The organism is Vibrio sp. CCB-PB317, assembly GCF_022808245.1.
GTDB lineage: Bacteria > Pseudomonadota > Gammaproteobacteria > Enterobacterales > Vibrionaceae > Vibrio > Vibrio diabolicus.
In genome coordinates, this window is sequence record NZ_JALGNU010000002.1 from 913,564 (window position 1) to 938,096 (window position 24,533).

Sequence of the window (24,533 nt, forward strand, 5' to 3'; positions counted from 1 at the left end):
ATAAAAAGCCTGGAGTATTCTCCAGGCTTTTTCATATTGAATTGCGTGATTTAGTTCGGTTTCCCTTTACCGTTTCCACCACCATTCCCACCAGAAGTCGATTGTAAGGTGATACTAATCGTCGCGGTTGAAGAAGATTGACCGTCACTGATCGTATAAGTAAATGAATCATTATTCTTAAACTTCTTCGAAGGTGTGTATTCAATGGAGCCATCACTCAGTACACGGGCGCTGCCTTTGTTTGGCTTAGCGACCGTAATCGCAAGAGAGGTCGATTGTTCAAACGAGTCATTATTTAACTGCTCGATGCGAACGACGGATTTATCACTGATCGTTACGCTATCATTCACCGCCTCAAGTGGTGACGTTGACTCAGATAACACTGTGTAAGATAGCTCGGTTTTGGCTGATTGTTCATTTTCAGCATCTATAACGTCAACGGCTATGCTGTAAGAGTTCGGTTGAGCATCGCTGTTTGACGTAACCATGACCGTCGTTTCTGCACTCATGCCGGAAGGAACCGTCAAGGCGCTTGCGTCATAATTCCATCCGTCAGGAACGCTTAAAGCCGTTGTATAGGTCGCGTCTGCACATTCTGTATTGTTCTGGTTCGTCACTTTAAGATTATACGCTAACGTTTCTCCGGCATTAGCATCAGAACCTGATAGTGGGGTTAGAGAGAGTAGAGGCGATGTCGCAACGCATTGCCCTGATTCACCACCAAATATGACACTGACCTGTGCGTTTTGACCATTAGCACTTTCCAAAGTAATCGACACGCCTGTTTTTGGATCGGTGAACGTTCCACCAATTGGAAGAGCAGGGTCTTCCCAGTCATTACTCCCAAATAATTGTTTGAAAGTGGAGTCAGGCTTCATGTGTAGCAAGCGGCTACTTTTAAGATCACCGTCTGTCGCTAGGCGCACAACTACACCTTCTGTCACATCTTGGCGGTAAACGATGTACGAACGGTCACGTAAAAAGCTGTCGTAGCCAAAAGCTTGTCGATATTCAACGTAAAACCATTGGCGCTGACCTGTAATTGGATCGGTACCTCTTGGGATTTTTAAAACTTTTGATGAAGTACTTTCAAAGTCTTCATAGGCATCAATAGAGTAAACACCATCACTAGAAATGATTTGAGCAGGGGAGGTCTGCCACCCTAAGTTTTCCAATTGGAAGGCGCTAAAGTAACCCATATCGTAGTTACCCATTGTATCGTAGCTATCACCGTACTCTATGACACGGCAATCACCAGCCAACGTACCGTCTTTACAGTCGAGTGCGGAAGCGTGATGCAATCCAAAATTATGTCCTAATTCATGGGCGATAACTCGAGGCTCGAAAACCGCATTTATTGACGCTCTAGAGGGAGTTACTCCTTGGCTACCAGAGCCTTCTGATGCACATCCAGTTTTGGTTGTTAAGTAGATAAAACGGTCATAGTTTGATAGTTGATATCCCGCAGTTTCAGCCATTTTGTTGGCTTCCGCTGCTACAGCATCATCATCACAAATTTGGTTTGATATCGGCAAGGTGAATGTTCCAGCAACATCACCAGATAGCCAAAGTTGCCCCTGGGACATTTGCGAATAGAAGTCGCTAACGGTATTAAAAACAACATTATGGGCGTCTTCTTTAGAGATCGGGGTCTCTTGAGGGTTTTCTTGGAAATTGACGAGTACAACTAATGTTTTTTGTTCACCACTAGCCACTTGCTCAGCATAAGCCTCTGATGAAAAAGAATATGCTGACACGAGGGTTACAAAGCCAAGAGCTAGCAAGCGTAAATTTGACGCAACAAAGCCCAATTGAGGGAGGATGACCTTCTTCAATTTATATACCTACTTAATATTTTGATATTAAATGAAATTACAAATTCATAATGTTTTAAATAAAATAAATACCGAGCTCTACCTAAATAGAACCAGTAATGATCAAGTGTGCATTATGTTTTATAAAGTTTGTTTTATATTTGTGTGTGTTTATTACTTTTAAACACGAGGCGAGATATTAGCAGAAGGGGTGGTTAAAATTCAACCATGCATTTCGGTTTTTATAAGCTTATGAATTATAATGTTTAACTGCTTTTTACTAGTGGTTTTTATAAAAATAATAAGAAATAATATTGTATGCAACAAAAGCAGTCACAAAGACAGTAATAATATTACACCGTGTAATATGCAACATTCTTAATTGTTTGTTATTTCTTTTGTTTCCTATATAAATGACTTATTAAAAATAAGACGCTATCAATTTCATAGAGAAAATTGTCAAATTAAAGAAATATTAATTTCAAAAAACAAGAGACTTATTATATCTGGATATAGGCAACGCCATTTTTGCCATTTTTCTTTATCTCATACATTGCATGATCGGCTTTTTGATAAACTTCATTAAACTGTTGTTTTCCTTTATCAAATAGACAAACACCGATGCTCATTCCAATCGTTACTTTATTTAAGTCCTGATTTATCGCTGGAATGATGGAACTTAAGAGTCGATCACAAAGTTGAGATATTTCTTCTTGATTTGAATAAGAGCTTAAAACGACAAACTCATCTCCTCCTATGCGTCCGACTTGAGACTTGCTTGGCGCAAGCTCTGTTAAGCTATTGGCGATATTAATGAGGAGAGTATCACCAGAATGATGGCCTAGCTGGTCGTTAACTGCTTTAAAATTATCTATGTCAACAAACACTAAGGCAGACTGCTGAGACGGCTTGGTTTGAGGTTGATGATTAAAGTTTTCCTCAATTGCTTTTCTATTTAACAATCCGGTCAATGGATCACTCGAAGCTAACTTAGCCAGTTGCTGCTCATATCGCTTTTCTTTTGTAATATCGATATGAGTGCCCATCATGCGTAGTGGTTCGCCATCAGAACCATACTCGACGATGCGCCCTCGATCGTAGACCCAACTATCACTGCCGTCTTTATGAATCATGCGATGAACTACCTCATAAAGGTCGGTTTTGCCAGCTAGGTGATCTTCAAATGCACCCACCGCAAGATCATAATCTTCAGGGTGGAGATTGTTTTTCCACGTTTCAACCGTCGCGGTTAACTCATGGGGCTGATAACCTAGCATTTTGCCCCACTGCATATTGAATATCGTCAAAGTACCTGAAGGAATATGCTGCTCCCACAAACACAGTCCATTACTGTCGAGTGCAGCATTCAACTTTTCTTGTAGTCGCGCATTCTTCCGCTTCAGCTCTTCATTTTCTTTTTCTAAGCAGGCAATTCGAGTTAGATATTCTTCCATTTTGCGCATAATTTACGTCGTTTTCGGAGCGACAATATACGAAAAATACTTTGCAATTTCTATGATTGAGCTTGGAGATATAGGTATTGAATATACGGTAAATAATAAAGAATCGGTGATGTTACTTAAGAGCAGCAAAGTAAATGCTTGGAAAAACAAAGAAGGAAATAGGGGATAAGCGAGGGGCTCTCCTGGTGCAAAGTCATAAATGAGGCCTTTGCACCGGGACTACTGAGGGTTAGCGGTTTAGTGCACCACAACGCTCAGGCTGGTAGGTGATATCGACAATTTCAATTGTCTTCACTTGATTATTTGGCATTGGCCATTCAAGTTTTTGACCAACAGACAAACCGATCAGTGCGCTGCCTACGGGCGCAAAAATGGAAATATCATCACTGCTTTTCAGCTCAGATGGGTAAACCAGTGTCTTTGTCATGGTTCTATCTTCACCTGCAAATTTAAACTCTACAGTTGAGTTCATCGTGACCACATTATCTGGCATTTGTTCTGGCTCAAGAACCGTCGCACGGTCTAGCTCTGCTTCTAGCTCAACAAGCTCCGCCGCGATGTTTGGCATTTTATCCAACAAAGCCGTGATTCGGTTCATATCTAAGCTTGAAATGTAGATAGAATTGTTTTCTGACATTTTATGACTCCCAAATAAAAGGCCGCCTCACAAACATGGGACGGCACTCTATATGTCAATTACGGTATCAATCATATGGATTTTATTCCATATGAACTAAATCAGATTCTAGTCTTTATAGTGCGACTTAGCTAGTAAAAGATTTTTGTTGTGAGACTTGATTTTTCTAAAACTTTCAGTCACTTCAGTTGTTCACCTTTAATAGCCTTGAAACGGCTAGGTTAAAACGAATGCTTTGTTTTTAAACAAAGCAGGGTTTATCGTTAGCGTGGTTTAACTCGACAATCATTGCCATTCTGTAAAAGCCAAAACTGTATAGCCCTTTGTGAGCATGACTGCGGTTATCTCATTTTGTAAAAACTACCAACATCCGTTAATAAATTACCTTTTATTCTTCAATATCAAGATAAAAACGTTCATCTACCCCTTTAGGGTAGTTTGAAATTGTAATTGATTTACATCATGTATTAATTTTCTTTCACAATTAACAATGAGCTCAGTGATAAGAACCTAACCCTTAGGAATTATAATGAGCAAGTTGAAGCTAGTAGTCATCGGTAACGGTATGGTAGGGCACCGTTATATTGAAGACTTAGTCGAGAAAGCTGATATCTCTAATATGGAGATTACCGTTTTCTGTGAAGAACCTCGTGTCGCATACGACCGTGTGCACCTTTCCTCTTACTTTTCTCACCACACTGCAGATGAACTTTCTTTAGTGAAAGAAGGCTTCTACGAGAAACACGGCATCAATATATTGATCGGTGAACGTGCGATTAACATTAACCGTGAAAACCGCATTGTTTACTCCAGCACGGGCCGTGAAGTTCAATACGACAAGCTGATTCTTGCTACAGGCTCATTCCCATTTGTCCCGCCTATCAAAGGTCATGAAAGCAAAGACTGTTTTGTTTACCGCACGATCGAAGATCTAAAAGCGATTGAAGCGTGTGCGAAAAACAGCAAATCAGGCGTGGTTATCGGTGGTGGTCTTCTAGGTCTTGAAGCGGCAGGCGCACTAAAAGCATTGGGTGTAGAAACACACGTTGTTGAGTTCGCACCAAAGCTGATGGCTGAGCAACTTGACCTTGCTGGTGGTAATCAACTTCGTCAAAAGATCGAGCGTATGGGTGTGAACGTTCATACTAGCAAAAATACGCTTGAGATTGCGCCAGAAGGTAAAAGTGCTCGCAACGTTATGCGTTTTGCTGACGGCACTGAGTTAGAAACAGACTTCATTGTATTTTCAGCGGGTATTCGCCCACAAGACAAACTGGCTCGTCAAATGGAGCTAGAAGTTGGCCCTCGTGGCGGTGTTGCCATCAACGACCACTGCCAGACTTCTGATGAGAACATCTACGCTATCGGTGAGTGTGCGTCTTGGAACGACATGTTCTACGGCCTTGTTGCTCCTGGCTACAAGATGGCGACGGTTGCCGTTGATCACCTACTAGGTAACACAGAAAGCAAATTCGAAGGCGCTGACATGTCTGCGAAGCTGAAACTTCTTGGTGTAAAAGTAGGTTCAATCGGTGACGCGAACGGTCGTACTGAAGGCTGTAAGAGTTACGTTTACCAGAACGAAGAACAAGAAGTTTACAAACGTCTTATCGTTTCTGAAGACAACAAGAAACTGCTTGGCGCGGTAATGGTTGGCGATACGTCTGACTACGGCGATCTGCTTCAACTGATGTTGAACGAAATCGACCTACCAGAGCATCCAGATGCCTTAATCCTTCCTGCACACGCAGGCGCTGAGAAACCAGCACTAGGTGCAGACGCACTACCAGAGAGCGCGGTGATCTGTTCATGTTTCGATGTAACCAAAGGCAAGATCGCACAAGCGGTTGCTGATGGTCACCACACATTGGGAGACATCAAAGCTGTGACTGGCGCAGGTACAGGCTGTGGTGGTTGTATTCCTCTAGTGACCTCTGTTCTAAACGCAGAGCTTGCTAAATCGGGTATCGAAGTGAAGAACGACGTGTGTGAACACTTTGCATACTCACGCCAAGAGTTGTTCCACCTAATCCGTATCGAAGAGATCAAAACGTTTGATGAGCTTTTAGATAAATACGGTAAAGGTTACGGCTGTGAAGTTTGTAAACCACTGGCTGGTTCTATCTTGGCTTCTTGCTGGGGTGAGCACATTCTTAAGCCACAACTGGTTAAGCTGCACGACACGAACGATAACTTCCTAGGTAACATTCAAAAAGATGGTACTTACTCCGTAATCCCACGTATGGCGGGTGGTGAAGTTACACCTCAAGCACTGGGTGCACTAGCGAACGTTGCTGCAGAATACAACCTATACACCAAAGTAACCGGTGCTCAACGTATTGGTCTGTTCGGTGCTCAAAAAGACGATCTTCCAGAGATCTGGCGCAAGCTTATCGACGCTGGTTTCGAAACAGGTCAAGCGTACGCAAAAGCACTTCGTATGGCGAAGACCTGTGTTGGCTCAACGTGGTGTCGTTACGGTGTTCAAGATTCTGTTGGTCTAGGTTCCTACATCGAGAACCGTTACAAAGGCATTCGTACACCTCATAAGATGAAGTTCGGTGTTTCTGGCTGTACTCGTGAGTGTGCGGAAGCACAAGGTAAAGACCTTGGCATCATCGCGACTGACGCAGGTTGGAACATGTACGTATGTGGTAACGGTGGTATGAAGCCTCGTCACGCAGACCTACTTGCAAGTGACCTAGATAAAGAAACGCTAATCAAGTATATCGACCGCTTCATGATGTTCTACATCCGTACTGCTGCGCCACTACAACGCACATCAGTTTGGATGGAAAACATGGAAGGCGGCGTTGACTACCTACGCGAAGTGATTGTTGAAGACAAACTTGGCATTAACGCTCAACTAGAAGCAGACGTAGCGAAGCTTGTAGATGAGTACGAATGTGAGTGGACTGCAACCATCAATGACGAATCACAACTGACTCGTTTCGCACACTTCATCAACTCTGACAAGCGCGATGACAATGTTGTGTTTGTTCAAGAGCGCGAACAGCACCGTCCAGCGACCTTCACGGAGAAACATCCTGAAGCGAAAGGCGACATCCTACACGTAGCGATCACTGAAGCATAAGGGAAGGTTGAACATGTCATTTGAAAAGATTTGCCAAATCAACGACATCGTACCGGGCACTGGCGTTTGTGCACTGGTTGATGGTCAGCAAGTTGCGGTATTCCGCCCAACACAAGCAGAAGAAGTGCTGGCGATCAGCAACACAGACCCGTTCTTCCAATCAAACGTGCTTTCTCGCGGTTTGATTTGTGAGCACCAAGGCGAACTTTGGGTAGCAAGCCCACTTAAGAAGCAACGCTTTAACCTGACAACAGGTGCTTGTATGGAAGACGAGCGTTTTAACGTGAAAGCGTACAAAACGCGTGTAACCAACGGTGAAGTAGAAATTTCTGCATAAGCTTGGTTCGCATTCCCTCCTCCTTAAGGGGAGGGAATGCACTGAGTACTTAGATTCAATAGACAAAGGCTTTCCAAGCGTCATCTTGGGGGAACAGGGAAGCGAGATGATGTCGACAGCAGTGGGTGTCAACGGGAAGCCTTTCTCTATTCAATCTTTAACTTTTTAACTTTCAATTTTGAATAAGGACACATTCATGTCTACAGACTTTAAACCTGCTGAATTCGTGCAAACCATGATCAACGTGGGTGAAGCGAAAATTAATACCAGCACTCGAGATCTTCTACTTCGTGGCACGATGGCAGGCGTTATTCTGTCTCTTGCAGTGGTGGTTGCTATTACCGCGATTGTACAAACAGGCATTGGCCTTGTGGGGGCGCTTGTTTTCCCTGTGGGCTTTGTGATTCTCAGTGTGATGGGTTACGACCTTGTCACAGGTGTTTTTGGTCTTGCGCCTTTGGCTAAGTTTGCTAACCGTCCGGGTATCACTTGGGGTCGTATTTTCCGTTGCTGGGGATTGGTAGGTTTGGGTAACCTGATTGGTTCTCTAATTGTGGCTTACCTAGTCGCAATCTCTCTAACCGGTAACTTCTCTCTAGAGCTCAACGCGGTAGCGAAGAAGTTTGTCGCTGTATCGACTGCCCGTAGCCTTGGTTTCGAAAACATGGGTATGGACGGATGGATCACGTGTTTTGTACGCGCTATCTTCTGTAACCTAATGGTGTGCCTGGGCGTGATCGGCAACATGACGGCACGTTCAGTATCTGGTCGTGTAGCGATGATGTGGTTCCCAATCTTCATCTTCTTCGCACTCGTATTTGAGCACACCGTGGTAAACATGTTCCTATTCCCACTGGGTATGATCTTAGGTGCGGATTTTGGTATCGCGACTTGGTTGAACTTCAACCTTATCCCAACCATCTTAGGTAACATCGTTGGTGGTCTTGTAATGACTTGTCTGCCACTGTACCTAACTCATGCGAAAACAGCGCCTTCTATCAACGTAGTTGAAGAAGAAGTAAAAGCAGAGCCTGCAATCGCAAAATAAACTGCTTTTATCTGGCCCTACCTATGGAAGGTAGGGCTACTCAACTCATTTAACTTTCAATAGATATTGTATTGATTTAGCTATAAAAAGTAATAACTCCTTGGGGTAGTTTGAACCTTAAGTTAATAACGTGAGTGTTACTCTTTATATCCAAATTTCCGATAGGCGTTGATATGACTACTGCGAACTCATCTTTAAACAGCGGCTTTGTTTCTTTAGTTGGTGCAGGTCCGGGCGATCCAGACTTGCTGACGGTCAAAGGTTTGAAAGCCATTCAAGCGGCTGAAGTTGTGGTGTATGACCGATTGGTGTCGAAAGACATTCTTGAACTGGCTCACGCATCTGCTGAGATGATCTATGTAGGCAAGAAACTGGACTTTCACTGTGTACCTCAAGATCAAATTAACCAAACCTTGGTACAAAAAGCGCAAGAAGGGAAACGCGTTGTGCGCCTAAAAGGTGGTGATTCTTTCATCTTTGGACGCGGCGGTGAAGAGTTAGAAGAGCTTGCAGAATACGGCATCAAATACGAAGTGGTGCCAGGGATCACCGCTGCGGCGGGTGCAACGGCTTATGCTGGTATTCCATTAACACACCGCGACCATGCGCAAAGCGTTCAATTCATCACTGGTCACGTACAAAAAGATGGTCGTGAGATTGAATGGCATTCACTGGCGCAATCCAACAACACGCTTGTGTTCTACATGGGTTTGAAGCAAAGCGGCCACATTATGGATAAGCTGATCACTCATGGGTTAGATCCAGAGATGTCATGCGCCATTATTGAAAATGGTACGCGTCCAGAGCAGCGCGTGTTCCAAGGAAAACTGAACGAACTTTCTGAAATGGCTGAGAAGGCGATCAGTCCAGCATTGATCGTCGTTGGCAGCGTGACTCAGTTGCACAACAAACTAGACTGGTTTAGAAAATAAGTTCGTCTAATGGTTAGATTTTGCAGGGGCTGTGACGTCTCTGCATTTCTTGCTTACGCATTGGCATTTGATCAATCAAGCTGTTGATAAATGGCCAATCCGTTTCTGCGCCCCATCGGTATTTCTCTTGGCCATCTTTACCCAGTAAAATTGCGGTATGTGAGCCTTTTTCAATTTCATACAGCTTGGCAAGCATTTTCAAATCAAACTCTTCTTTGAGCCAAGCTGGAGACGTGTAACCTTGTTCTGTAATGACTAATGTGACCACGTCTCTGTCTTCCAACTCGCACTCATTCATGAGTGTTTCTAGTAAGAATTGTTTAACGTATTCATCGTTTTCTGGAGCGAAGTAAAGCACACTCCGATGCGGCCAGTACTTTGAATGTGCTGGATAACCGAATGCTGTCGATGACAAGATACAAGAAAGTAGTATCACTAGTAACTTTCCGCCCATGACAGTTCCCCTAGAAACCCAAATACCGTTTATACGTTAAGTTTAGTGGAATTGGCTCATTGTGCTTTTACCAAAACTGACTTAGGGTAGGCAGCAAATAAATCAAGCGTAGAAAAGATGAATTCAGAAAGAAAACAAAAGATCGCCATTTTGGTTGATGTACAGAATGTGTATTACACCTGTCGCGAAGCGTATCGCAGTAATTTTGATTACAACCAGTTTTGGTATGTTGCGACGCAAGGGAAAGAGGTGGTGAGTGCTCGTGCTTATGCCATCGCGAGTAACGATCCAAAACAGCGTCAGTTTCATCACATTTTACGCGGTGTTGGGTTCGAGGTAATGCTTAAACCCTATATTCAGCGTCGTGACGGCAGCTCGAAAGGCGACTGGGATGTCGGTATTACTCTTGATGCGATTGAAATTGCCCCTGAAGTTGAGGAAGTGATTCTCGTTTCTGGAGATGGGGACTTTAGTCTGCTGGTGGAACGAATTCAGCAGCGCTTCAATAAAACGGTGACTGTTTATGGTGTGCCTAAGCTAACATCCCAAACTCTGATTGATTGTGCCGATAACTTTGTCGCGATTGATGATGACTTCTTACTGTAATCACTAGCGTGACAAAGAAAAGGCGAGTCATTCAGGCTGTACGCTAACGTACAATGACTCGCCTCTAATTTATTGTTGATTTGGCTAATTATGAAGGAATGATCATTTGTCCTAACAAGTAGCCCAGACAGCAGGCACCAATCACACCAATCAAACCGACCGACATAAATGAGTGGTTGAAGTACCACTTACCAATCTTAGTGGTACCTGACGTATCGAAGTTCACTGTCGCGATATCTGAAGGGTAGTTCGGAATAAAGAAGTAACCGTATACCGCAGGCATTAGGCCGATAAGCAGTGCCGGATCCAGACCCAAGCCAAGACCAACAGGCAGCATCATACGAGCTGTTGCTGCTTGAGAATTCACCACAACCGATACAATGAACAACGCAAGCGCGAACGTCCAAGGATAGTTGGTTACCATCTCAACGATGCCAGATTTGAACTGAGGCATTGCGTATTGGAAGTAAGTATCTGACATCCAGGCGATACCGAAGATCGCAATGGCAGCCACCATACCTGATTTGAATACTACGCCGTTTGGTACGTCACGTGGGTCAGTTTTGGTTGCAAGCAAAATGATACCGCCGAAGCAGAGCATCATCATTTGAATCACAACGGCCATGCTGATTGGTTTCGCGCCATCCACGATGGTACGAATGTCCGGCCACATCGCGATAACGACGATAACCAAGATAGACGCGATGAACAGCAACACAGAGTTACGAGCACTTGTTGGTAGCACTTCATCAAGAGACGTTGCAGTGGTGTTGAGGATCTTTTCACGCCACACCGGATCTTTTAAACGCTCTTGGTATTCTTCATCGTCTTCCAGTTCTTTACCGCGTTTTAGGCTGTAAAGTGACATCAGCAACGTACCGAATAGCGTCGCTGGAACAGTAACGAGCAAAATAGAAAGCAGAGTGATCTCGTGCTGAATATCAGAGAGTTGTGCCAAGTAGTAAACCACTGCCGCTGAAATTGGAGAGGCCGTAATCGCGATTTGCGAAGCGACGGAAGCGGCTGCCATTGGACGTTCCGGACGAATGCCGTTTTTCAGTGCAACGTCGCCAATGATTGGCATGATGGAGTAAACCGCGTGACCTGTGCCGAGCAAGAAGGTCATAAAGTAAGTAACAAAAGGAGCGATCAGGGTGACGCGTTTTGGGTTCTTACGAAGCACACGTTCGGCAACTTGCAGCATGTATTTCAAACCACCAGCCGCTTCAAGAATGGATGCACATGTTACCACTGCTAAGATGATCAACATAACGGTGACAGGAGGGGAGGTTGGCGGCATCTTAAAGATGAAGACTTCAATCACCAAACCAATACCAGATACGACCCCAAGGCCTATACCACCATAACGTGAGCCGATATACAGCATCACGAGCAAAAATAGAAACTCAAGATACAACATGTGGATTTCCTTATTCAAAACAGGGGGCTATATAGCCAAATTACTTAATTACATTGTCCCGATATTCAGAAAGAAAATACTTCATGTTGTTCACACTCCTTTGGATAAGAAACAGCAATATTCAATTATTGGCAATAACTCACGCTACACAGGGAAACTGTTAACACAGTTTTATCAGGGTGTTTTTATGCTGTGTATTTTTGCGATCATGTCAGCGCTAAATGCGAAGAGGTTTAAGAGTTTGTTGCTATTCATCGCATACGTAACCAGACCTTACGGGCGCAAAGAGCTTGAAAATAGAGACAGAGACCACAGATGAGAATAGGTTCTTGTTATGTGAACACAAAAGATAATAGTTTGCATTGCGATTAGTGCTTGGGTATAAAGGTGTCAGAATGACTACACCAACAATAAACCATCATGTCTGAGCAATTTTTCCCGCAACTATTTCAAACTTCGAGTGAGATTACGCCTTACCTTCACGGTGATATTGGCGAAATAGGGCAAGAAGTTATTCATATCGAAAATGATATCAATCCGATCATTCAAGGCCTTTACCAACAGTTGTCTGAGGCTCATCCGGAAGCGGGAAAAGCGTATTGGTTGACGAGAACGTGGGATTTGTTGTGTTGGCAGCCTGTTTATGTTGCGTTCATTTCTATTTACGGTTTCCACACGTTGCCAAACATTCGTGAGATGGCGCAGCAACTCAAGCCTTGTTTTGTGTCTGGATATCGATTCGCTGACGAAACACATATACATGGTAAGCCAGAAGAATTAATAAAAGAGGCCGGACGTCAAATTCGAGAGTTGTTCGATTTCTACCAACAAGAAATGAGTCAGTGGACGCGCATTCGCCCAGGCTTCACTCATCAATTGATGTCGGATGGGATCATGGCTTGTTTGATTCGTCTTCAACAGCGTTTTCCGCAAATGACCAACACGACATTGCGTGAGCATGCCATCTTGTGGTTACAGGCATTGGGTTTAGATGCCAACAATAGTCATTCACTTTATGAGACATCACTGGATCAGCCGCTCAAATTGGTCAGAAAAAGCTGTTGTTTAGTCTATAAGTGTGAAGGCAGAGAGCTTTGTGAAGATTGTCCTCGTTTAGAAAAAAATCGACGGCTTATGAGCAAGCATAATCCTTATTAACATTTGGTTAACTTATGTAACAGTGCTCGATTTGAGAGTGAGAATAAGTATCATTGCATTCTCTTGTTGACAACAAAAAGACAAATACAATGATAAAAAGGACGTTTTCTCTTAATCTCATCGTACTTGCGATGAGCAGTGGATACGCAGTTAGCTCAATAGCTGCGGAAGAACTTCAACAAACATCAACACCAAGTGATGAACAAATGGTGGTCGTGGGCAGTGTGATGCCGAAATCGATCTCTGATATTCCAGGAACGGTTTGGTTTGTAGGGCAAGAGGAAATTGCTCAGCAATATCGCGCGGGCAAGACACTTGGTGACATTCTTTCTGCGACCATTCCTTCGTTAGACGTTGGTACGGGTGGTCGAACTAACTACGGCCAGAACCTGCGTGGCAGAGCGATGTTGGTGATGATTGATGGTGTCTCACTGCAGTCTTCTCGCCCAATTAGTCGTCAGCTTGATGCGATTGACCCATTCAACATCGAGCGAATTGAAGTACTATCTGGTGCAACCTCCATTTATGGTGCTGGCGCTACAGGTGGTGTTATTAACATTATCACCAAGAAAGCTTACTCGGATGACTTATCGTTTGAATCGTATGTCAGTGGCACTACAGGTTTTAACAGCAGCGATGACTTTGATTACAAACTAGCTCAGTCTATCTCCGGTGGTAACGATCGAATTGCCGCTAGGGGTTCGGTTGTGTACACCGAAACACAAGGCGCATTTGACGCAAATGGCGACATTGTCACGCCAGATATCTCCCAAGGCTCTCTGCAATACAACTCGACGCTTGATGTAATGGGATCGACAGAGATTCAAATCTCCGAAGCCAGCAAGTTAAACCTTCTCGCACAATACTATGACAGCCAGCAAGATTCGCCATACGGCTTGTACATTGTTAACAATAAATTTGTTGATGTACGAGAGGGATTCGATTCCGATCGTGAACACGGTACAGAGCGAGTTCTCTTAAGCGCGAACTACGCTCACGACAGCGTATTCGGTCATCAACTGATTGGCGAGTTGTCTTACCGAAGTGAAGACCAAACGTTTACTCCTTATTACCAAGGTGCTTCTCAGCAAAAGACAGAGGTTTTTGCTGGACGTTTGGCACTGGCAAAAAACTGGGAATCATTCAACCTTGTTTATGGTGTTGATGCGTATTTAGACCGTTTTGAGAGCAATCAAGCTCTATTCGATCCAAGCATTGCAAACAACTCTGGAAACTTGATTAATAAAACGTACGCCGAAGTTGGTCGTTACCCAGGTGTAGATGTAACGTCTTACGCAATGTTTGTTCAAGGTGACTATCAAATTAATCAAGATTGGTCCGTTCAAGCAGGTTACCGCTATCAATACATGGACAATAAGATTGATGACTTTGTTGCCTATAGCGTACAAAAGAAGATTGCCTCGGGTAAGGGGGTGTCAGCGGATGCGGTACCAGGTGGCAGCACCGACTACTCTGTAAGTCTGTTTAATTTGGGCACCATTTATCACCTTAATGATGAATCTCAACTTTGGGCAAACTTCTCCCAAGGTTTCGAACTTGCTGACCCTGCGAAGTACTATGGTCAAGGCAGCTATGATGCTGTAGATGCAAACGGTCATTATGCGTTGAACAACAGCATTAATGTGTCTGACTCAAAAATGTCAGGTATTAAAACGGACAGCTATGAGATCGGTTACCGTCTTGATACCAACTCTCTTGCGCTTCAGGCGGCAGGCTATTACTCGCTTTCAGACAACTCCATCAAGTATGATAGAAAAACGTTGTTGATTACGAATGTTGACGACGAGCAGCGTGTTTACGGTGCAGAAGCAAACATCAATTACTGGGTGACCCGCGATATCCTGTTAGGGGCATCAGGACACTACGTAGTTTCTGAGCTGAAAACCGATGGTAAATGGGAAGATTTGAGCGCAGGTAAAGCCAGTACGTCTAAGGCTAATGCATGGGCTGCATACTACCAAGATTCGTACTCGATTCGTCTACAAAGTCAGACGATGTTTGATTACGAAGATGACGCCAACAATAAGTTGGAGGGCTACACCACGTTTGATCTTCTGGGTAATGTAACACTACCTGTTGGGCAGTTAGGCTTTGGTATTCAAAACCTATTTGACGAAGACTACACAACCGCCTGGGGTCAACGTGCGCAGATTCTCTATGCAGCACACTACGATGCAGCAGCGTACGACTACAAAGGAAGAGGTCGCACATTCACACTGAACTACAGTGTTGAATACTAAAGCTAACTCTCTTCGAGTATCAAAAAAGCCGCTTAAAGCGGCTTTTCTTTTAGGCTTGATCTGTCTGCGCTGTGTCTACAACGTTTTCCGTGTGCTCTGAAGCTTGGTTTTGCTCTTCAGCTTCCATTTTTGCACGTTCAGCTTTGGAGATATAACGCGGCTTATTGCTCTTATGTAGCTTAGCGTTGTGCTTCTTCTGCTTCGCTTTTAAGATCTGATTGATTTTCTTCTTGCGGTTCATGGTGGTGGTCCTTTAATTTAGCGGGGCAGGATAGTTATTTTTTTATCAAGTTACAACTAAATAAGCCCTTACGTCGGTCGCAAGATTCAAGTACGTTTCTATGTCCAATCATCTCTCGCGTTTTAATGGAGTCCAAATGAAAACACTGATCACTGAACGTTTGATACTACGTCTTGTGAGTGTAGATGATGCACCATTCATATTAGAACTTTATAACCAACCAGACTTTTACCGTTTTGTCGGAGATAAACAAATTCGTACTGAATATGAAGCGGCGCGTTATATAAAAGAAAACATGCTACGCATGCAAAAAGTTAAAGGCGTGAGTTTACTCGTAGTAGAGAAAAAGGAAGATGGACAGCCGATCGGTATTTGTGGGCTAGTTAAGCGTGACACATTGCAACACTACGATCTCGGGTATGGTTTTTTACCTTCTGCTTATGGTTGCGGCTACGGAGTCGAGTCGGCAACCGCGGTGCTGGAATATGCTCGAGGGGAAATGAAACTCGATAAGTTGGCTGCCATCACCAACAATGACAATATTCGTAGTATAAGTTTGCTCAAAAAACTGGGCTTTGAGTTTGAACGAGTTGAGCAGCAATACGATAATGGTCGAATGTTAGAACTTTACACAATGACGTTGTGATTTTTGGAAGCTCATGAGCGATATTTTACTTGGCAAGCTCGCCACTGAATTTAAGACGGTAAAAGCCATGGTAGAGGTTTACTGTCACGATCACCATGGAAAAAAAAGTGACTTGTGCTCAGAATGTCGTGAGCTGCTTGAATACGCAGAAGTTCGTCTTGACCGCTGTCCTTATGGAGAGAATAAACCTACGTGTAACAAGTGTCCGATTCACTGTTATAAACCGGATCCGAAAGAGCAAATGCGTTTGGTGATGCGTTACTCTGGCCCCAGAATGCCACTGAAACATCCCATCTTGGCGGTTCGTCATTTACTTCATGAAAAGCGCGCGGTACCGGAAAAACCTGCAGCGAACGCGTCAAACCGTCACAAACGTTTATCTAAACAAAAAAGCGAAGAATAAAAAACGAGGGCGACATGCCCTCGTTTTCGTTGAGTAGAAGTTGCGTGGTTAGAGGCCAGCGGCCATACGCTGCTTAGTTTTGCTCGCTGCAAGTAGCATGTATACGCCAGTCGCAACCAAAGCGGCAAACAAGTAGCCTAGTAAGCCATGTTCTTGGCCCATAAATTTATCAGCCACAACCGGGCCAGCAACAGAGCCAATGCTGTAGCTGAACAGCATGACTTGTGTGGCAGAGACAATAAAGCGCTCATCAAGTCCTTCACAACCTAAGTTGATCGCAATTGGGTACAAGGCAAAAGTAGCTGCACCTAAAAAGAATAAAGCAGCAGCTAATACCACGGCTGACGATGAAATAAAGGTCAAACCGATCGAAAAAATACCCAAAATACAGAAGAACGCCATTAGCACTGTGCGGCTCATGTATTTGTTCAATGTGGTCACCATTGGTTGAACCAACATGCCACCTAGGATCACTAGTGCCATCAATGTACCAATGTCTTGATGGTTGATCTTACGGTTAGTGAGCTCAACAGGCATTAATCCGTATATCGCGCCTAAGGTCAAACCTGATACAACACAACCAATAATTGCAGCATGGTTTAGCTTGGCAATTTGCTTAAATGACAAAGCGGTTGATTCATGGCTGTTTGGTTGTTCACACTCAATAAACATCAGCACCAACATCGCCATTAGGATCAGCGTTGTGATTGCAATGAACGGAACACCGCCACTTACGCCAAGTACACCAATGCCAAATTGGCCTAATGCAGAACCGCCATAAAGCGATAGCATGTACAAGCTCAAACGTTTTGCACGTGATGCTTCGTCGCCAGACATTAGCCAAGATTCAACAATGACAAAAACGCCCGCAACGGCAATACCTGCGATAAAACGAGCAGCAAGCCACACTAACCCATTAGCAAAAACGGGTAGCGTGACAATCGTTAGCGAGAATGCCGCTAAGCAGCCAATAAACGCTTTACGGTGACCAACTTGACGCACGACACGCTCAATAAACATCGCGCCGACCAATAAGCCGCCATAAAAAACACTCGCCAACCAACTCGCATAATCTGCTGAGATGTTGTATTCACCGAGCATGAGAGGGATCAAGCTCATTAAATAGCCCGAAGCCACCGCATAAAGAGACAGTGCGACGACTGGAACTGTAACTCGTGGTGATGCTGCAGGAACGACTGTGTTTTCCACTGTTTTGCGCCTATAAGTTAAATGAAATCTATGGGTTATTCGGCGCGAATATGAGGCTAATAGTTAGGCAAGTAAAATGATTAATTTAAGTCGTTTCGACAAATAATATTTGTTAAATAGATAGGTCGATAAGTTGCATAAAAACGCCAACCTACCAGTGAGGTTGGCGTGGAGGATTACTTATTAAGTGCTTGATTTAACCATTGATCAAACTGACTTTTCGGTAGCGCACCATTGATCATATCAACGCGTTGACCGTTCTTGAAAACCATGATGGTAGGAATGCTTCGAATGCCAAATTGTGCAGCGAGCGCTTGTTGTGCTTCTGTATCAATCTTTACAAAACGAGCCGTTCCTGCTTGTTCATGAGCGACATCCGAGAAAACAGGGGCAAAACCGACGCACGGATTACACCAAGGGGCCCAAAAGTCGACGACAACAGGCGTATCACTTTGTAATAGGGCAGAAAAGTTATCTTGCGTTCCTTCGATAGGCGCGCCATCAAAAAGTGCACTTTTACATTTACCGCAAGTTGCAGACTCTGCAACACGCTCATTAGGGACACGATTCAGACCGCCGCATGAAGGGCAGCGAGTTTTAAACGATGACATGACTTCTTCCTTTATTACGTATTGATGAAAACATGACTTACCAGTCAGCCTCATTATTTGTATACTTATTTTTTAACCTGCCGAAATAACGCAGAGCAGGTTTGTATTTGAGCCTAAGGTTCTAAGAAATTTTATTAAAATACAACAATAAATAGGTCTGCGATGACAAATTACTACGCTGAAATTACAGGTTGGGGGAAATGTGTTCCTCCTGCCGTGCTCTCTAACGATGATCTTAGCACTTTCCTTGATACTTCAGATGAGTGGATTCGTACCCGCACCGGTATCGAAAACCGCCGTATTAGCCATGTAAATACTTCAGACATGGCAACCGTTGCTGCCAAACACGCATTGGCGCGCGCGGGCGTTGACGCCAGCGACGTTGATTTAATCATTGTGGCGACTTGTTCTCCGGATTCACTTATTCCAAACATCGCATCTAAAATACAGCAGAACTTGGGCATTCGCTCTGCGGCGGCCTTTGATTTAAATGCCGCATGTACGGGATTTGTCTACGGCCTTGAAACGGGCACACGTTTGATTCAATCAGGTAACTATCGCAACGCGATCATTATTGGCGCGGAAAGATTGTCTTTCTACATCGATTGGGCCATGCGAGATACCGCTGTTCTATTTGGTGATGGCGCGGGCGCCGTTGTGTTATCAAGAACAGAAAAAGAAACGGGTCTACTGCAATCTCAAATTGGTTGTGACGCTAAAGGTCGCGATATTCTTTCCGTACCAAAGTTTGGTACTTGTATGGACCGTTTTGCGGAAGACAACGGTTACTGGGATTTCAACTTTGTAGGACAAGAAATTTTTAAACGTGCGGTAAAAGGCATGGGGCTAGCTGCGAAAACCGTGCTTAAAGCATCACAGTTAACTACCGACCAAATCGACGTTGTTATTCCTCATCAAGCGAATATTCGTATTATTCAAACCCTATGTGACCTATCTGGGATCCCACACGACAAAGCGTTTGTGAACATCCAAAACTACGGCAATACTTCTGCAGCGACGGTGCCAATTGCATTGTGTGAAGCGGTAGAGCAAGGCCGAGTTAACCCAGGTGATAACATGCTTCTTGCTGCATTTGGTGCAGGTTTGACATGGGGGGCGGCAGTATTGAAATGGGGTGACCGCGTAACGCCAATTGGTGAAAGTGATGCGGCTCTGCCTGAATGTGAGCAATCCGCGCTAGAATTACTTGAGCGTGCCATTAAGCTGTGTAACGAGCGCCGTCGCGACGAAGCGTAACGGACACTCAGCGGGAATGATATTGAGAAGGGAGCGTAAATGCTCCCTTTTTCATGACATGTTAAATAAGAGCTCATTAAAGCAGCTTAAGCCATAAAACCAAGGTTTGAATTAGCGAAGTTGCGGATGTTCGGGAACACGTATTCCAGTGCCGCGTTATCACTCACACCCATCCACTGCGCGAGGGTTGAGCCCACTTGATCAGCTGCAATTTGGGGTATGAGTCGACCTTGAGAATAGTCATCGTTTCCGCCCAATACTAGTTCAGGCCATGTGCCGATAGGTCGCTGACCATTCACCGCGCCCCCAATCAATAGTTGATGACCACCCCAGCCGTGATCGGTGCCGTTACCGTTGCTTGTCATCCGTCGACCAAAATCAGACATTGTAAAAGAGGTGACTTGCTTGTTTAGCCCCAACCCTTCAATCGCACGATACATTGCTAAGAGGTTAGTCGCTAGATCTTCGAGTAGTACGGGGTGTCGAACTAATTGAGAATCGTGTAGGTCGTAGCCAGAGTGTTTAACGAAGAAGACTTGTCGTTGTTGCTTTAACACATCTTGGCTTGCTATCAATTTGTACACGGTTTGCATCTGCTTGCCGAGTGTTGATGAGGTGAACAGCGGCGCGTCATCAATATGATTGAGTTGCTCGCTTAGCACACGGCTCATCATCATCGACTCATCAACCATCAAATTAAAGTGACCACTAAACGGATTCTCTGTTTGATGAGAAAGAAGTTGGTCATAGATCCCCTTGTATAGCGGGTTATCAATCGCGGTAAGCTGAACCGCACGGTCTTTTTTCAGCACGGTTTGGCGGTGTTCCATCGCGCGTAACCAAAGCGAGTTCCCATGCACACTGTATAGTGGGGTTATTTCTGATTCAGAAGTTAATACGTCCAACATTCTTCCTGCCCAACCCAAGTTGCTAGATTCTTGCATACCACCAAGTAACCAAGCGTCAGTTTGTGAATTGTGGGAAAACAGTTGCTCGGGAAGTGACGCTTCACCTAACTCAATCGCTTGTTTTGTAACGGGATGGTTGAGAATGCCGCTATTGAGCACGATATTGGCATCGCCTTGTTCGAAAATTGAAGACAGCGCTTTTAGTTTGGGGTGTAAGCCAAGTTCTACCAGATTATCCGAGCTATCGGTGGTACGCAAATTGATAGGGAGTATGTCGTCTTTGGCGACAGAAAGAGCCCCTCTGACTTTGGCATATTGGTTATAGTGCGCGTCAGACAACGGCAGTACAGTGTTGAACGCATCGTTTCCACCTGCTAAATAAACACATATCAATGCTCGAAAGTCATTGGATGGCGCCGCGAGAGAATAACCCGGTAGACCAAGCGAAGCTAAAGCGCCCATCGATGCAGTGCTTTTTATAAAATGTCGTCGTGAAATATCCATAATCCACTCCTAATCCTGAATATAGAATTCATCGCCGGAAATGGCGGTAAAAATCACCAAGGCGAGCTTTGTTGTTGGCACATAGTCCTCACGATATTCATCTAACACGGTGAGCATGAGTTTTTTTAATTCCGCCGAGGCCGTTCCAGCAAAGAAGCGTGCGTTAACCAGCTCGACTAAGGCATCGTGATCATCCAAAAGAAGATAAAACTCGCCGAGATCGAGAGTGTAGGAATCACCGCCGCCTCTGCGAGTGCTGGTCAACATATAGTTGACCAAATCGGTATAAACAGACCAGTTCAGTAGCTCATACTCCGGAGAGCTAATACCAGACTCTGTAAACTCGTTAGATGGTTGGTAGTCAGGAGAGTAAAAATTAAATACGGAAGGAGAACGAAGAGGTCCTTGATTGGCGATATTCATCATCGTAGTGGCGTCTTCGTAACGTGTAGATTTGATTGTAAAACCCGCGGCTCGATGAAAATTAGTTAGGACTAGTATTGGCTCTTTCACTTTTATTGGAGGGGTATCTGTCATGCCTAGAGCCTCAGAATCGAGCAAGATGGCATGAATGACCGCGTTTAAATCTCCTTTTTCTCCTTTGCCATTGTTATTGAATACCGAAGCAACACGTGCGATGTACTCCGGACTTGGATTCGAAGTTACAAAACGTTGGATAAGTAGCTTAGAAACAAACGGCGCCATGTTTGGATGAGACATCAAAATATCGATCACTTTTGAAAGCTCTTCTTGCGCAGTTAAACCAGCAGGAATTGTGTTACCAAGCAATCGTTTCTCGCCATCATCGTGTCGGTGGCTGATGACTCGCATCGGTTCGACAAACGCTAAATCGGCATTTTTCCACCCAGTTAATGCTCGAGCGAGTTCTTGAATATCCGTTTGGGTATATGTGGGGATAGGCTTACCCGTTTTACGATCAAGCTTTTTACTGCCATCGATATTCAGTTCATACAAGCCTAGGGTGAATAACTGCATCAACTCTCGAGCGAAGTTCTCATCAGGTAATGCACCCGTCGTGTTGTTCTCTTTTGCGCTACCGAGCATTGACAAATAGCTGCCCATAACAGGATGAATGGAAACGTCATATAATAAATCTCGGTAGTTGCCAAAAGCGTTAGCAATCAATACATCATAGTAGTCGACTAGACCTGTGGGCTTACTGGAAAGAACACCGCCATAGCGAGAGACCACTAAGATCTGGCTTAATGCATACGCCATGCGTTGTCTGAGTTGATCATCAGCAGTAATAACAATTTGATACCAAGCGTTTTCGCGATTGGATTGTGCGCCTTTGGAAAAAGGTGTCCGATAGAGCGGTTGATGATAGGTGGCAGGAAGGTAGATTTGTTGAGATATCCAACTTTCCATCCCGACTTCTTCTACCTCATCAATTAATGTTGGTGTTGGCCCAAAAGTGCTCTGATAGAGGAAACGCGCAACGGTTTGATCGGAGGGCGTTAGTTCCATTTCTGCTGGTACTGAAGGGACGTAACTTAGTAATACGATAATCAACCCTAGTACCCAACAAGAGATTTCATACTGTTTCTGACGTCTCATAGTTAACTCGCTTACCCGAGGGAACGACTTAAATCCATTTAACGGGAGTGATTAAGCTCATTTGAGCTAAATAATAAATTTAGAAAAATCAAGCAGCTGCAGGAACGAGTATAGTCTCTATAAGTGACTAACAAAAAACTCAATCTATGAATTTGGTACTTTAGTGCTAGATGTTTTTGATATTTATTTAGGTAACGTACTGATATTTAATATCGCGTGAGAATAGGGTCAAACAGTGATATAGCGAGGAATGTGTGGTGATACTGCAATAATGCGGTCAACGTGAGAGTGATGCAATTATTAAGTCTGCAATATAACTTAAACTAATTTATGAGCTAATAAATAAAGTTGCTTTATTGGCACAAGAGAAAACCGCATGGGTGTTCTCTTGTACAAAGTAAAAGGATTATTTTCTAGCAAGTTTATGGTGAGCCCGGGAGAAGTGATCGGCACAAAATGCGCCCACAATCGAGAGTTCGCCAGCCAGACAAAGCGCGGCCGCGACTTCGGCTAAGGCTTTCGCATTGCCGTTGCCGTGCAACCCCAAAATATCCAAACATGCCTTTTGCGTTGGAAGGCCAGTGCCCCCTCCAACCGTGCCAACCATGATGTTTGGCAAGGTCACGCACGCGTACAAGTTGCCTTGAGCGTCCACATCCATACGAGTGATACCAATGGCAGACTCTGCAACGCAAGCGGCATCTTGACCACAAGCAATGTACAGCGCGGCAAGGGCATTCGCGTAATGCGCGTTGACGCCAATTGTCCCGCTGAGTAAACCGCCCACCGTGGTCATTTTGCCAAATTGAACCATAGACTCCGGCGTTGTATGCAGATATTTTTCCACCAACTCTGCTGGAATGGTCACTTCGGCGGATACTTTCTTACCGCGTACCGAGCGCAGCGTGTGCGCGTTTGGTTTTTTGTCGCCTGATAAGTTGCCATCCAAGAATGCTTGCGTTGGTTTGATTGGGCTGGTCGCCAAAATATGATGGAACACTTCGTTTGTTGCGATGGTCACCATGTTTTGTCCGGAAGCGTCACCAGTCACGTATTCAAAGACCAAATAAACGTGGTTTCCTTCGATATTTACATTGATGTCTTTGAGTTTGCCATGTGAGGTGGTGGATTCCGCTATTTGACGAAATGCGTCAAAATGGGTCACAACCCAACTGACGAACTGGCCAGCGTCGGCAAGGTTATTAAAGGCGAACACTGGCGTTCGGCTCACCCCTTCACTCAGCAACAATGCGCTCGCGCCACCAGCGGCGGTAATAAGATTTGCGCCACGGTTGTAGGAAGCGACTAACGCGGCTTCTGTCGTTGCGAGCGGAACCAAAAAGTCATCGTTCGCATACAAACCGTTGACGCGTAAAGGGCCTGCGATGCCGACCGGCACATTGACAGTACCAACGAAGTGCTCGATGTTGTTGGAGTAAGCGTCGCAATGTGACTGCGTGAAAGGATCAAGAAGATGATCTTTATTGGTCACGTGTTCCAATACTTGCCAACGGCGCGCCAAATGCTTATCCGATAGGCCAGGGCTTAAGCAGAGACGTTTCTCTGGCTTGTGAAACTTCGGTTCTAATGCCGATTGAATCTTACTGCTGGTTTCGATATCGGAAAGGGCGGAGCTTTGAACAGGGTTATCTTGGTTTAACTTCGGCATACAAACGTTAACTGAAAAATCGAACCAGAGATTGTAGTGATTGGGGCTTTGATTACAACGTTGATTATACGTTTTGCAACAAATACCACTGTGTGAGCGCCTTTGTTATCCAAGTAATTTGATATTGGAGCGGAGGATTTACCGGAAATAAATGGGTTTTGACAATGAGTGCTGTAGTGAACAGAAGAATCGGGGGTAGAGAACTTAGATGGCTTAGGCCGCTGCGGATTTGAGTCGAAAAAGTGCAAGCATGAGTACCTTAAAAGCGGACTGGCTCAATCTA

The 24,533-nt window shown here is 44.5% G+C and carries 21 protein-coding genes; 10 read left to right on the forward strand and 11 right to left on the reverse strand.

What is annotated here, in order from left to right:
• Positions 1–50: 50 nt before the first annotated feature.
• The 3 genes from MTR11_RS13200 to rnk form a co-directional block, all read right to left on the reverse strand.
• Positions 51–1,835: an Ig-like domain-containing protein gene (locus MTR11_RS13200; protein ID WP_243327816.1), complete on the reverse strand. Its 1,785-nt coding sequence runs from the start codon at positions 1,833–1,835 to the stop codon at positions 51–53.
• A 479-nt stretch (positions 1,836–2,314) separates the two neighbouring features.
• Positions 2,315–3,268 carry a GGDEF domain-containing protein gene (locus MTR11_RS13205; protein ID WP_243328116.1) on the reverse strand — a complete coding sequence of 318 codons (954 nt, stop codon included), beginning with the start codon at positions 3,266–3,268 and terminating at the stop codon, positions 2,315–2,317.
• A gap of 238 nt (positions 3,269–3,506) precedes the next feature.
• The gene (gene rnk / locus MTR11_RS13210) at positions 3,507–3,914 is read right to left on the reverse strand and encodes a nucleoside diphosphate kinase regulator (RefSeq protein ID WP_005394604.1); all 408 of its coding nucleotides are present in this window, start codon (positions 3,912–3,914) and stop codon (positions 3,507–3,509) included.
• 529 nt (positions 3,915–4,443) lie between these two features.
• On the opposite strand from rnk, the gene nirB reads away from it, so the two are divergent.
• The 4 genes from nirB to cobA all read left to right on the forward strand — a co-directional run bounded on the left by nirB (position 4,444) and on the right by cobA (position 9,325).
• Positions 4,444–7,008, forward strand: a complete 2,565-nt coding sequence (nirB, locus tag MTR11_RS13215; RefSeq protein ID WP_243327817.1) for a nitrite reductase large subunit NirB — start codon at positions 4,444–4,446, stop codon at positions 7,006–7,008.
• A 13-nt stretch (positions 7,009–7,021) separates the two neighbouring features.
• Positions 7,022–7,345, forward strand: a complete 324-nt coding sequence (gene nirD / locus MTR11_RS13220) for a nitrite reductase small subunit NirD (RefSeq protein WP_046875391.1) — start codon at positions 7,022–7,024, stop codon at positions 7,343–7,345.
• A gap of 196 nt (positions 7,346–7,541) precedes the next feature.
• On the forward strand, positions 7,542–8,393 hold the full coding sequence (locus MTR11_RS13225) for a formate/nitrite transporter family protein (protein WP_005394601.1): 852 nt from the start codon (positions 7,542–7,544) through the stop codon (positions 8,391–8,393).
• 173 nt (positions 8,394–8,566) lie between these two features.
• Positions 8,567–9,325 (forward strand): uroporphyrinogen-III C-methyltransferase, encoded by a 759-nt coding sequence (gene cobA / locus MTR11_RS13230; RefSeq protein WP_243327818.1) that lies wholly within the window; start codon positions 8,567–8,569, stop codon positions 9,323–9,325.
• Between the two features lie 13 nt (positions 9,326–9,338).
• On the opposite strand, the gene MTR11_RS13235 is transcribed toward cobA, so the two are convergent.
• Entirely contained in the window at positions 9,339–9,779 is a 441-nt protein-coding gene (locus MTR11_RS13235) for a DUF4174 domain-containing protein (protein ID WP_243327819.1), read from the reverse strand.
• A gap of 117 nt (positions 9,780–9,896) precedes the next feature.
• Between MTR11_RS13235 and MTR11_RS13240 the strand changes: the two genes are divergently transcribed.
• Positions 9,897–10,385 carry an NYN domain-containing protein gene (locus tag MTR11_RS13240; RefSeq protein WP_005394594.1) on the forward strand — a complete coding sequence of 163 codons (489 nt, stop codon included), beginning with the start codon at positions 9,897–9,899 and terminating at the stop codon, positions 10,383–10,385.
• A gap of 88 nt (positions 10,386–10,473) precedes the next feature.
• Here the strand turns inward: MTR11_RS13240 and MTR11_RS13245 are convergent, their stop codons facing one another.
• A complete protein-coding gene (locus MTR11_RS13245) occupies positions 10,474–11,805 on the reverse strand; it encodes an anaerobic C4-dicarboxylate transporter (protein ID WP_005394592.1) in 1,332 nt (443 codons plus the stop codon).
• A gap of 420 nt (positions 11,806–12,225) precedes the next feature.
• On the opposite strand from MTR11_RS13245, the gene MTR11_RS13250 reads away from it, so the two are divergent.
• Together MTR11_RS13250 and MTR11_RS13255 are read left to right on the forward strand one after the other, a co-directional pair.
• Positions 12,226–12,963: a siderophore ferric iron reductase gene (locus MTR11_RS13250; RefSeq protein ID WP_243327820.1), complete on the forward strand. Its 738-nt coding sequence runs from the start codon at positions 12,226–12,228 to the stop codon at positions 12,961–12,963.
• Between the two features lie 89 nt (positions 12,964–13,052).
• A complete protein-coding gene (locus MTR11_RS13255) occupies positions 13,053–15,224 on the forward strand; it encodes a TonB-dependent receptor (protein ID WP_243327821.1) in 2,172 nt (723 codons plus the stop codon).
• A gap of 49 nt (positions 15,225–15,273) precedes the next feature.
• Here MTR11_RS13255 and MTR11_RS13260 read toward each other — a convergent pair whose 3' ends face one another.
• Positions 15,274–15,465 (reverse strand): DUF2986 domain-containing protein, encoded by a 192-nt coding sequence (locus tag MTR11_RS13260; RefSeq protein ID WP_005376066.1) that lies wholly within the window; start codon positions 15,463–15,465, stop codon positions 15,274–15,276.
• Between the two features lie 136 nt (positions 15,466–15,601).
• On the opposite strand from MTR11_RS13260, the gene MTR11_RS13265 reads away from it, so the two are divergent.
• Both MTR11_RS13265 and MTR11_RS13270 read left to right on the forward strand, forming a co-directional pair.
• Entirely contained in the window at positions 15,602–16,111 is a 510-nt protein-coding gene (locus MTR11_RS13265; RefSeq protein WP_243327822.1) for a GNAT family N-acetyltransferase, read from the forward strand.
• A 13-nt stretch (positions 16,112–16,124) separates the two neighbouring features.
• Entirely contained in the window at positions 16,125–16,514 is a 390-nt protein-coding gene (locus MTR11_RS13270) for a nitrous oxide-stimulated promoter family protein (protein WP_243327823.1), read from the forward strand.
• Between the two features lie 48 nt (positions 16,515–16,562).
• On the opposite strand, the gene MTR11_RS13275 is transcribed toward MTR11_RS13270, so the two are convergent.
• Both MTR11_RS13275 and trxC read right to left on the reverse strand, forming a co-directional pair.
• Positions 16,563–17,723 (reverse strand): MFS transporter, encoded by a 1,161-nt coding sequence (locus tag MTR11_RS13275; protein WP_012842235.1) that lies wholly within the window; start codon positions 17,721–17,723, stop codon positions 16,563–16,565.
• Positions 17,724–17,899: 176 nt separating this feature from the next.
• Positions 17,900–18,334 carry a thioredoxin TrxC gene (trxC, locus tag MTR11_RS13280; protein WP_005394579.1) on the reverse strand — a complete coding sequence of 145 codons (435 nt, stop codon included), beginning with the start codon at positions 18,332–18,334 and terminating at the stop codon, positions 17,900–17,902.
• 162 nt (positions 18,335–18,496) lie between these two features.
• Here trxC and MTR11_RS13285 point away from each other — a divergent pair, with 162 nt between their 5' ends.
• The gene (locus tag MTR11_RS13285) at positions 18,497–19,591 is read left to right on the forward strand and encodes a ketoacyl-ACP synthase III (RefSeq protein ID WP_005394577.1); all 1,095 of its coding nucleotides are present in this window, start codon (positions 18,497–18,499) and stop codon (positions 19,589–19,591) included.
• A gap of 86 nt (positions 19,592–19,677) precedes the next feature.
• Here MTR11_RS13285 and MTR11_RS13290 read toward each other — a convergent pair whose 3' ends face one another.
• From MTR11_RS13290 to MTR11_RS13300, 3 genes are all read right to left on the reverse strand, one after another.
• Complete coding sequence (locus tag MTR11_RS13290; protein ID WP_243327824.1) at positions 19,678–21,003, reverse strand: DUF1501 domain-containing protein; 1,326 nt, start codon at positions 21,001–21,003, stop codon at positions 19,678–19,680.
• A gap of 9 nt (positions 21,004–21,012) precedes the next feature.
• Complete coding sequence (locus MTR11_RS13295) at positions 21,013–22,581, reverse strand: DUF1800 domain-containing protein (RefSeq protein WP_243327825.1); 1,569 nt, start codon at positions 22,579–22,581, stop codon at positions 21,013–21,015.
• A gap of 406 nt (positions 22,582–22,987) precedes the next feature.
• Complete coding sequence (locus tag MTR11_RS13300; protein ID WP_243327826.1) at positions 22,988–24,250, reverse strand: hydroxymethylglutaryl-CoA reductase; 1,263 nt, start codon at positions 24,248–24,250, stop codon at positions 22,988–22,990.
• Positions 24,251–24,533 lie beyond the last annotated feature (283 nt).